The organism is Geovibrio ferrireducens (assembly GCF_026226615.1).
Classification (GTDB): Bacteria; Chrysiogenota; Deferribacteres; order Deferribacterales; family Geovibrionaceae; genus Geovibrio; species Geovibrio ferrireducens.
In genome coordinates this window covers 374,986-385,049 of sequence record NZ_JAJAPB010000002.1, presented here as the reverse complement: position 1 = coordinate 385,049, position 10,064 = coordinate 374,986, and the positions used below count along the sequence as shown (strand labels likewise).

The 10,064-nt window shown below is 47.4% G+C and carries 9 protein-coding genes and 1 pseudogene; all 10 read left to right on the top strand.

Annotation, left to right across the window (positions count from 1 at the left end; all coding sequences use genetic code 11):
* A pseudogene (locus tag OSQ85_RS03710) lies at positions 1-392 on the top strand (hypothetical protein); the annotation flags it as partial.
* Between the two features lie 11 nt (positions 393-403).
* Entirely contained in the window at positions 404-868 is a 465-nt protein-coding gene (locus OSQ85_RS03705) for a hypothetical protein (protein WP_265821391.1), read from the top strand.
* Between the two features lie 14 nt (positions 869-882).
* Positions 883-3,765 (top strand): molybdopterin-dependent oxidoreductase, encoded by a 2,883-nt coding sequence (locus tag OSQ85_RS03700; protein ID WP_265821390.1) that lies wholly within the window; start codon positions 883-885, stop codon positions 3,763-3,765.
* Positions 3,766-3,778: 13 nt separating this feature from the next.
* The gene (locus OSQ85_RS03695; RefSeq protein WP_265821389.1) at positions 3,779-4,396 is read left to right on the top strand and encodes a 4Fe-4S dicluster domain-containing protein; all 618 of its coding nucleotides are present in this window, start codon (positions 3,779-3,781) and stop codon (positions 4,394-4,396) included.
* Positions 4,397-4,519: 123 nt separating this feature from the next.
* On the top strand, positions 4,520-5,827 hold the full coding sequence (locus OSQ85_RS03690; RefSeq protein WP_265821388.1) for a radical SAM protein: 1,308 nt from the start codon (positions 4,520-4,522) through the stop codon (positions 5,825-5,827).
* Between the two features lie 9 nt (positions 5,828-5,836).
* Positions 5,837-6,532, top strand: coding sequence for a TorD/DmsD family molecular chaperone (locus OSQ85_RS03685; RefSeq protein ID WP_265821387.1), 696 nt, complete (start codon positions 5,837-5,839; stop codon positions 6,530-6,532).
* Between the two features lie 5 nt (positions 6,533-6,537).
* Positions 6,538-7,563 (top strand): 4Fe-4S dicluster domain-containing protein, encoded by a 1,026-nt coding sequence (locus OSQ85_RS03680; RefSeq protein WP_265821386.1) that lies wholly within the window; start codon positions 6,538-6,540, stop codon positions 7,561-7,563.
* A 70-nt stretch (positions 7,564-7,633) separates the two neighbouring features.
* Positions 7,634-8,944 carry an MFS transporter gene (locus OSQ85_RS03675; protein ID WP_265821384.1) on the top strand — a complete coding sequence of 437 codons (1,311 nt, stop codon included), beginning with the start codon at positions 7,634-7,636 and terminating at the stop codon, positions 8,942-8,944.
* 115 nt (positions 8,945-9,059) lie between these two features.
* Positions 9,060-9,575 carry a flavodoxin FldA gene (fldA, locus tag OSQ85_RS03670; RefSeq protein WP_265821382.1) on the top strand — a complete coding sequence of 172 codons (516 nt, stop codon included), beginning with the start codon at positions 9,060-9,062 and terminating at the stop codon, positions 9,573-9,575.
* 1 nt (position 9,576) lies between these two features.
* Positions 9,577-9,918 (top strand): DUF2023 family protein, encoded by a 342-nt coding sequence (locus OSQ85_RS03665; RefSeq protein WP_265821380.1) that lies wholly within the window; start codon positions 9,577-9,579, stop codon positions 9,916-9,918.
* The last annotated feature ends 146 nt before the right edge of the window (positions 9,919-10,064 follow it).

The following is a 10,064-nucleotide window of genomic DNA, read 5'->3' as shown; positions in this document are numbered from 1 at the left end:
ATTATTCAAGAATCAAAGGTAAATTCGACATCTACGGACTCCCCTCTGAGAACACGTATGTATCCTTCAGCGTAGACTACTGGGATGTAAAGAACACACCTGACACGAACGACAGTGAGCGTCTTCAGTACGGTGTTCAGATCAGCCAGAAAGTTGGACGCACTATGGATGTATGGGCTGGAACCTCCTTCAACCGTTACGAGTATGACTATGTAAACGACAGAAGGAAGGACTCGGTCAGAAGCTACTACATAGGCGGTCAGTATCAGCCTACGAAGGTTCTCAGCTTTATGGCTGATTTGAGTATGGAAGATACTGAGTTCTATGATGATGTTGACAAGAGCCTTGACAAGAACTACACGGCCGAGCTCTGGGCCAACATCATATTCTAGGGAGGAGAGGTATGAAAGCGAAGATAACAGTACTCTCCATGGTAATGGCTATGCTGCTTGTTGCGGTATATGCATTTGCCGTGGAATCGAATAAACCCTCCAGCCACGATATTTCCTGGATGGACAGACACGGTTCAGCCAGCAAGGTGAACAAGCAGGAATGCTTACAGTGCCATACTGATCAGGTAAGCTGCATCCAGTGTCATCAGGAAGTATCACCGAGGAACCATACTCCTTCATGGACTAAGAAGGGTCATGGCCTTGAGGCGAGATGGGACAGAAGCTCATGTACCACCTGCCATAAGGAAGACAGCTGTATAGAGTGTCACAGCGTAACTCCCCCTTCCAGCCACAGACCTGGCTGGGGCGGTTCGGGAGCAAGCCTCCAGAGACACTGCAACAACTGCCACTACCCGGTGCAGCAGACTACATGCAACGTATGCCACAAGACGGCACACGCGCCTAATGCGTACTAGATAAGGAGATAATTATGAGCCTTAAAGATAAACTTAACCAGGTAACCCGCCGTGACTTCCTTAAGGGAGTGAGCGCAGTAGGTGCCACTGCTGCTGTTTACGGCTGCGGCGGTTCAGGAAGCGGCGGCAAAACTTATATGGAAGAGGATGAGGAAAACCGTCCGACACCTCCGGCAATAACTGAAACGGTTGTGGCAGGAGCTGCACCGCACAACTGCGGCGGGCGCTGTGTGACAAAGGCGTATGTTAAAGACGGCGTAATCAAAAGGTTTGTCACCGACGAAACACCCGATCTGAATATAGTCAACGGTGAAAGCGAAGATTTGCCTCAGATGAGAGCATGTATACGCTGCCGGTCGAATACTCAGAGATTTTACCGTAACGACCGTGTTCTTTACCCTCTTAAACAAACCGGTGAAAGGGGCGACGTAAACGGTTTTGTCAGGATTTCATGGGAAGAGGTCGCAACTGAAATAGCTGCTAAACTTACCAGCCTTAAAGCTCTGTATGGCGCAAAATCTTTTTCAGCTCATTATGCTTCAGGCGATGGTTCGGAAGTTGCAGGTGCTGCTTCCTGTGCATCACGTCTGCTTAATATCATGGGCGGACAGATGACATACCGCAACGACTACAGCTGGCCTTCACTTGAACACACAAGTTGGTTCTTTTTCGGACAGAATTTTTATTTTCCTCCGGGAAAATCCAGACAGGACGCTTTTAACTCTGATGCACTGTTTCTTTGGAGCGGAAATTACGCAGAAAGCATTTGGGGAACAAATACTGCATGGTATATACAGCAGATTAAAGAAAAAGGCACAAAGGTCTTTGTTATTGACGGGCGAGTTTCTCAAACTGTTGTATCCCATGCCAGTGAACACATAGCAGTTGTTCCCGGAACGGATGCTGCCTTGGTACAGGCTATTATGCACGAACTCATAGTAAATACATGGAACACCGACGGTTCATTGAAAGCAGATCCTTGGCTGGATGCTGAGTTCATTCTCAGATATACTCACGGATTTTTCGATGATGAGGCTTTTACGCTGTATCCTGCAATAGCCAAAACATACCACGCTGATGTGGACAGGAGCACAGATTATATTGTTCCCAACGGTTCTTCCCTCAGTGCTTATATAATGGGTACTGACGACAGGCTTGTTCAGGCAGGGCTTAACGGAGATGTATCTGTTTACCCGTCACAGATAGGCTATAACAACTACAATGCCGATGATCCGAATGATAATCTTAAGGATGCACTTGTTTCAGTATACGGAAAAGTTGCCAAAACTCCTGAGTGGGCTGAATCTATATGCGGTATACCGGCAGCTAAAATAAGAGAGCTTGCTGAAATTTTTGCAAAAAAGAAAGTAACACTCTGGTTTGGCGGTGGTTTTCAGAGGCAGTCTGAAGGTGAACAATTACCCCTGAATGGTTATACTCTTGGAGTCATAACCAAAAACTTTGGCGAACCCGGAAGGCATGTCGGAGTGTACACCGACAGGCAGCCGTTATCTTTCGGTGTTACATTCCCTACCGGAAAAAATAACGCATATGCGGATTTTACAGGTATATATGATTTAAGCAAGCTCACAGCTCCTGCATATACTCCTGCTGTAACCAGATCGTCCTATCCTGTATTTCTCTGGCCGGATATAGCCAAATACGGTGGAACTGGGAAATCAATGTGGAATGATGGACAGGTTAAAAACTTTCCCACTCCAATGAAGGCTATACTCAATTTTGGCGGAAATTGCCTTGTTAATCAATGTGGTGACTACAATACGGTTTCTGGGATTATTAAAGACAGAAATAATGTAGAGTTAATTGTAACTGCTGACCAGTTTATGACAGCATCAGCAAAATTTTCAGATTATGTTCTTCCTGCTGCTACTGCTTTTGAGAAAGAAGGTGCCTGCTCAGGCTGGCTTGCCGGAGATACGCTTATATGTATGAATAAGGCAGTGGAACCTCTCGGTGAAGCATTGCCTGATTATGACATTGTCGCGAAGATTGCGGATAAACTGGGTGTTCTCAGCGAATACACCGAAGGCAAAACTGTTGATGACTGGAGAAAAGAAGCCATTGAACCTCTGCTTACAGCTTACAACGCAGGAATGACTTATGATGAATGGAAGGAGAAAGGTCTTTTCCATATGGATTCGTCATACGGGATAACTGATCCGCTTGCCGCCTACAGAACGGATCCGCATGTTGGTGCGCTTTATACTCCCACCGGAAAGTTTGAAATATATTCTCAGGCTATGGTAGAAGACTACGAAGCAAGGTTTTACGATAATGATGATGCAAGAGTTACTCTTGAGGGCCCACTTCACGATGGGAAAACAACAGGGAAATTTGTGTACGCTATTCCTATGGTTATTCCTATGCTTGAAGGTTCTTTTGCAGATGGCTCTGCAGCAGATCCACAAGGTTACAAAACTAATTATCCATATTGCCTTAATGGATGGCACATCTATTACCGTTCTCACTCTACACACTCTAACAATGCCTACATCAATGAAGTTTTCAAAAAAGACGCTGACGGTAACAGTGCGTATCTGGATCCTGAACGTGAGCTTGGAGAAGTTTGGGACAATAATGTTTATGAACCGATATGGATTAATCCGGCAGATGCTGTTGCTGAAGGTATTCTTACCGGTGATAGAGTAATTGTTGAAAGTCCGAGAGGCAGTATATATGCAACTGCAGTTGTGACTCAGAGAGTAAGAGCAGGCTGGCCTGCAATGGGACAAGGCGGCTGGGCTAATGGTGATAATGCTGACGGTAAACCTGATATAGGAGGAGCTATCAATGTTCTCACAAAACTTCGTCCTTCGAGAATATGTCAGGGTATGACTTTAGGTGCCGACACTCGAATCAATATAAGAAAAGGATAGGCGGAGGAATACCATGGCTAAACAGATGGCATTTTACTTTGATCAGAACAGATGTATGGGCTGCAACACGTGTGTTGTGGCATGTAAAGACTGGAATAATGTTAAACCCGGCAAGGCAAGCTGGAGAAAACTGAATATTACTGAAAGCGGCGCTTTCCCCGATGTTAAGGTTTTCAACCTTGTCCTTTCCTGCAACCACTGCGCAAACCCTGCCTGCACGGCAGCCTGCCCCGTGGGAGCGATTTATAAAAGAAAAGAGGACGGCATAGTAATAGTAGACCGTGACAAGTGCCAGAACATCCGTTCCTGCGCAGTTGCATGCCCCTATGGTGCTCCTCAGTTCGGCGATGATAAATCTGAGCCTGTTAAGAAGGCAAGCTGGGCTGTTAAACACCCTGTACAGAAATGTACCTTCTGCTGGGACAGGCTTGAAGACGGTCTTGCACCCGCGTGCGTGGCTTCCTGCCCTCAGAGAGCCCTTGACTTCGGCACAGTTGAAGAGATCAGCGCGAAATACCCCACAGCACAGAGAACTGCTGTAGGTATGCCCGATTCATCAAAGGACTCCAACGGTAATACCCTTACCTCAGGAGATACAGTACCCTCCATTTTCTTTAAACCGAAAAACTAGGAGCTGTAACAACCAAAAATACCGCCCTCTTAGGGGGGCGGTATTTCTTTTTTTAAACCCTTGTGAAATGGGGGAGTAAGTTATATTTTGTCTGCTGAGTAAAGACATTAAAAAGGAAATTCAATGATAACAGACATAAATGCAAAGACCTTAGACTTGATTAAGAACAGAACTTTCAGGGAGGATGCTGAAAGATATGTGCTGCAGTACGCTGATTTCATGAAATTTGCTGAAGATTCGGGAATCGGTGCAGTCGAGGGAGCTTCCTCTAACAGCATAGCCGCTGAGAGGCTCTTAAAAAACAGTCGGATTAAGGGCTATAACGCAAAAAGTCTTTCATACGGTTATCTCTCCCCCGCCTGCACCGATTGCCGAACCGGAGAAAATTCCAAAACCGTTTTCCATACCCTGACATGCAACCGCGACTGTTATTTCTGCGCTAACATGAATCAGGAAGAGTATGATTTTTACACCCAAAACATCAATAACGCAGAAGAAGAGCTTGATGCTTCAATGGCGGGAAAAAAGGTTTCATCAGTAGCCCTTACGGGCGGTGAGCCGCTCCTTCTGCCTGAACGCGCTGTCAGCTTTTTTAAGCATGCCGCGGAGAAATATCCCGAAGCGCACAGACGCCTTTATACCAACGGTGATCTTCTCACTGATGACCTTGCGGAACAGCTTGCCGCTGCCGGTCTTAATGAGATACGCATAAGCGTGAAAATGGATAAGGACGGCTACCCCGCGGAAACTCTGGACAAGCTCGGAACCGCCAGAAAATTTATCCCCGTCGTAATGGTGGAGATGCCCGTTATCCCCGGAACTTTTGAGCATATGAAGGATCTTCTGTTAAAAATGGATGAGATAGGGTGCGACGGGATCAACATACTTGAGTTCCTTTATCCGTGGACAGATGCGGAAGAATATAAAAAACTGGGCTTTAAAATAAAAAGCCGCCCCTACCACGTGCTTTATTCTTACAATTATTCCGGCGGTCTGCCCGTTGCAGGCAGCGAGGAGGAATGCCTGCGGCTGCTTGAGTTTGCTCTTGAAAAGGGTCTCAAGCTGGGTGTGCATTACTGTTCGCTGGAAAATAAGCTGACATCGCAGGTTTATTCCCAGAACTCCTCGACAAAGCTTATGCCTTTTGAAGTTATGTCCGAAAAGGACTTCTTTATAAAAATAGCCCGCGTCTACGGCGGAAACGCCGGAAAGGTGCAGAAGTTTCTCAGCAAAAAAGGTGCTCCCTTTCAGCGGTTGGCAGGTTCTGATGCCCTTGAGTTTCACCCTAAATACATTTCCGAACTCAGAGGGGTTGAAGAAGTGGCGCTGACGTACAATATTGTGGAAACAGAGGGAAAATCCTCCCACATGCGCGAGCTTAAGATAGACTTGGTTAATCCGGCTTTATTTGACTACGATGAAGATATATGAGGTGGCGTTATGAACGTTAATGAAATATGTGAGACACACAAGGGAAGAGACGTAACATTCAATATTTTTTCAAGAATATTCATGGATGTGCCGGACGATTTCTCCGACAGGCTTACCGCTGACACATGTGCTTACCTGCTTGCTGTTGCGGAGCTTTCCGAGAACGGCGATCTTAAAAAAGGCGCGCAGATTCTCAATACTTTTCTGCCTGCCGATAAATCAAATCTGGAAGGCTGGCTTGCCGAAAACAGGCTGGACAGGGCAAAGGACTTCACATTCCTTTTTGTTCTCGGTCAGGGTTCTGTTTCCGCTTATGAATCTGTGTACCGTTCGCCCGAAAAGCTCATTAAACAGGAGCCATGGAGCGAAGTTAAAACAGCCTATGCCGTCAACGGCTTTAAAAAAGCGGAAGGCAACAAAACAATCGAAGACCATGTATCGCTTGAGCTGCAGTTCATGGGACTCTTAAGCAAAAAAACGGCAGAGCTCATTCAGGAAGAGGACTTTGACGGAGCCGAAGCCAGACTCAAAACTCAGAAAGAGTTCTACGACAACCACATAATAAAATGGATTCCCGATTTCTGTGACATAGTCATATCAAAAAGCGAAAGGCTCCATACTCAGTTTTACGTTGCCTACGCATACCTTCTGAAAGGTTTCCTTACGGAAGATATGCTGCTTCTGGAAGACCTTGTCGGAGAATAGATTCCATGGGTGTTGTGGAAGGTGTATTTGAAAAACTTTCCGAATATTTCGTCATAAACAGCGCGCTGTGTGTGCGGGTTCGCCATAAGAACGCAGCCTGCACCGCATGCACGGATGTATGTCCCGCTGAGGCGGTGAGAATCACCCGTGCGGGCGGCAAGGTGCTTGTGGACTGGTCTGTCTGCACTGACTGCGGCAAGTGCGTGAATGCATGCATGAATAATGTATTCACGCTCCGCAGGGCGGATGATGCGCGTGTTTCTGCCTCCGCGGCAGAGCAGATAAAGACTGACGGCAGCGTTAAATACTCCTGCGCCCGCTCAAAATCCGCCGAAAACACGGCAAAGGTTTCCGCACTCGCCTATATAAACCGCAAACAGATAATAAAAGCCGCATCCGAAGGGGCTAAAAGGCAGGAGTTCATTCACGGCGACTGTTCGGCATGCCCCGCGGGGGGCTGTCTGGATATGCTGACTGCTGAGCTTGAGGCATCGTCAAAGGTGCTGGAGCTCTGCGGAAAAGAACCTGCATTCCTCATCAGAAAGCCGGATGAGGCTCCGCTCCCCAAGAAAAAGAGCAGGCTGGCAGAGCGCCTTGGCGGAAATCAGGATGTTAAGCTCAGCCGCCGTGAATTTTTCAGCTTCCTCAGAACAGGGGCAGAAAAATCCGTGGGGAAAACACTCCATTATCTCGGAGAAAACGATTCCAACCGCCAGAAAACAGTACTTGAGGTTAAGGAAGCTGCTGCTCCCCACAGGGAATATCTTAATTCTCTGGAAGTTTTGGGAGGAGATATTCTCATCCGTAATATGCAGAAGGAAGGGCTTCTGAAACGCGCGGAAATTAATACTGAAAAGTGCGCTAAATGCGGCATATGCGCCCGTATGTGCCCGTTCCAGATATTTGAGCCAGTCACAGAAATCATAAAAGGGAACGAAGTCACCCTGTCTGTAAATGTTAAGTCTGTGGGCTGCACAGGCTGCAACCTCTGCACCATATCCTGCCCGTACGGTGCTGTAAGCGTTCGCTGACATTCTTAGAATTATCTCTTAACTTTAAAGAAATCAGGTTTTATGCTAGGTTTTTCCATGGAGGCCCACCATGAGAAAAACCGCTGTTTTCAAGTCAGTTCTTTCGGATGACGATTCTCTGGACAGAGCATGTAAAAGCATACCGGAAGAGGCATGCAGACATTCAGCGCGCAATTACAAGGCAAACCTGATGAACGGAGCCGCATCCAAGCTTGCTGAACAGACAGCGGGGCCTAATCTGGTTATTCCGTGGCTACTCCAGGCGATAGGCGCTCCTTTATGGATTCTCGGTTTTGCAATGCCTCTCAAGCAGACCTTCTCCCTTCTTCCGCAGATGATTACCGCAGGTTACATCCGCACGCTCAGCATACGTAAAACAGTCTGGACTGTTTCCGGCTTTATTCAGGCTTTGTGTCTGCTGCTCATGATTCCGTCTGCCATGTATTTTACCCCGGCTAAGGCGGGCGTTTCGGTTCTTTTTCTCCTTATTGTTTTCAGCACGGCAAGCGGAGCAGCATCTGTGGCGTTTCAGGATGTTCTGGGCAAAACAGTTGACAAAGGGCAGAGGGGCAGGCTCCTCTCCGCCAGAGCATTCGCAGGGGGCATACTCACAATTGCAGCGGGGCTTGTAATAAGCAGGCTGAAAGGCGGCTCACTGACGACCCTCTATATGCTGCTTGTTTTCGGCGCCGTGCTGTGGATTATCTCCTCACTGTTCTTTCAGAGCATAAAGGAGTATCCGGGTTCTGTTAAAGGCGGCAGAAATGCTGTTAAGGAAACAGCGGCAGGGTTTGCCCTGTTCAGGAAGTATAAAGGGTTCAGACAATATATGTACGCAAGAATAATGCTGAATATTATAGAGATAGCCGTGCCTTTCTATGCTTTTTATGCTTCGGAGCTTCTGGGAACATCCAAGGCAGGACTGGGGCTCTTTATGACAGCCATAGGGGTTTCACAGGTGATCAGCAGCCCTTTCTGGGGACGTGCGGCAGATGAAACCAGCCGGACAGTGATGATCCAGAGCGCGGTTATATCCGTTGCGGCGGCTGCGGTTGCTGTTGTCTGTTATTTTCTCACATCCCAACTGGCTGTATATGCAGGACTTCTGGCCTCATTTGTGCTGATCGGACTTGCGGAGGCAGGAGTGAGGCTCGGCCGCAAGACATACCTCGTGGATGCCACACCTGCGGAGAACAAGGCTACTTTTACCGCTTTTAGCAACAGTATGGTGGGTGTTATCACGCTGTTTGCCGGGCTTCTCGGTTTTCTTGCCGAAAAAACAGGTGCAGCCGGGATAATAGCGGTAATAGGCGCAATTTCCATTTTGGCGGTGTTTGCCGCTGCTCTCATGCCCGAAGCTGATGATATGCTGAAAGAGTGACCCCTCCGGATTTTACAAAAAAACTGCTTGACTTTCTGCGGCTCAAAAGTTAGAGAAGATGAACTAATGTATTTTGATCTAAAAATTATAGCTTAATGAAATCCAGGAGGAGCCAATGAGTAAAGTAGGCATTTTTTACGGCAGCAGCACAGGCGTAACGAAAAGCGCGGCAGACGCAATAGCAAAAGAGCTTAAGAAAAACAGCATAGACGCAGACGTTCAGAGCGCAGGCGATACAGATATTTCTACAATTACTTCATACAGCGGAATAATCCTCGGCACATCCACATGGGGAATGGGCGACCTTCAGGACGACTGGGAAGGGCTCAGGAAGCCTCTTGCAAACTCTGACCTCAGCGGAAAGACAGTTGCTCTCTTCGGTTCAGGGGATCAGGACGGCTATCCCGACACTTTTGTTGACGGAATAGGCATACTCTATGATGCTGTCTCCTCCGCAGGAGCAAATGTTGTGGGTTCTGTTTCCACAGACGGCTACAACTATGATGCTTCCCTTGCAGAGAGAGACGGCGAGTTTGTGGGGCTCCCCATAGACGAGGACAATCAGGCGGATATGACCGATGAGCGTATCAAGGCGTGGGTAGCTTCAATCTGCGAATCATTCGCAGGCTGATATGCAGGTTTTCAGCCATCACCTGTATGAATACAAAAAGGGGCTGCGCAGCCTTATACTCCACACTGCAAAGGCGGAGCTCAGGCCTCTTTTTGAAAAAAAGCTGGAAAGGAACGAAATAGCCTATTTCATACAGGACATTGACGACACGAGGTTCAATATTTTTTTCGGAGACGAAAACTGCGTGAATGTTGTCAGGCAGTTCGGTGTTTCCCTGAATAAACTTACGGATGAACAGGACTTTATTCTGGGTGTTATGCTCGGTTACGACAGAATACTCCAGTGTAAAAGATACCTTTCCCGTAAAAATGCCGCCAAAAAATGCGGCAGACTGGCAGTGTAAATCCCTGCGGCGCGGATTCTGCCCCGCGCCGATCCTGATACTGTTATTCAAACCCCTGAGGCGGACATTCCCTGTGTCCGCCGTTTTTTTTATCACTTCCGCAAGCAGTATTCTTTTAAGTAAAGCCATGGTCAAATAAGGGTTAC

Bases quoted from the DNA above. Each gene is read 5' to 3' on its own strand.
- OSQ85_RS03705 (WP_265821391.1), top strand. From the start codon at position 404: ATGAAAGCGAAGATAACAGTACTCTCCATGGTAATGGCTATGCTGCTT.
- OSQ85_RS03700 (WP_265821390.1), top strand. From the start codon at position 883: ATGAGCCTTAAAGATAAACTTAACCAGGTAACCCGCCGTGACTTCCTT.
- OSQ85_RS03695 (WP_265821389.1), top strand. From the start codon at position 3,779: ATGGCTAAACAGATGGCATTTTACTTTGATCAGAACAGATGTATGGGC.
- OSQ85_RS03690 (WP_265821388.1), top strand. From the start codon at position 4,520: ATGATAACAGACATAAATGCAAAGACCTTAGACTTGATTAAGAACAGA.
- OSQ85_RS03685 (WP_265821387.1), top strand. From the start codon at position 5,837: ATGAACGTTAATGAAATATGTGAGACACACAAGGGAAGAGACGTAACA.
- OSQ85_RS03680 (WP_265821386.1), top strand. From the start codon at position 6,538: ATGGGTGTTGTGGAAGGTGTATTTGAAAAACTTTCCGAATATTTCGTC.
- OSQ85_RS03675 (WP_265821384.1), top strand. From the start codon at position 7,634: ATGAGAAAAACCGCTGTTTTCAAGTCAGTTCTTTCGGATGACGATTCT.
- fldA (WP_265821382.1), top strand. From the start codon at position 9,060: ATGAGTAAAGTAGGCATTTTTTACGGCAGCAGCACAGGCGTAACGAAA.
- OSQ85_RS03665 (WP_265821380.1), top strand. From the start codon at position 9,577: ATGCAGGTTTTCAGCCATCACCTGTATGAATACAAAAAGGGGCTGCGC.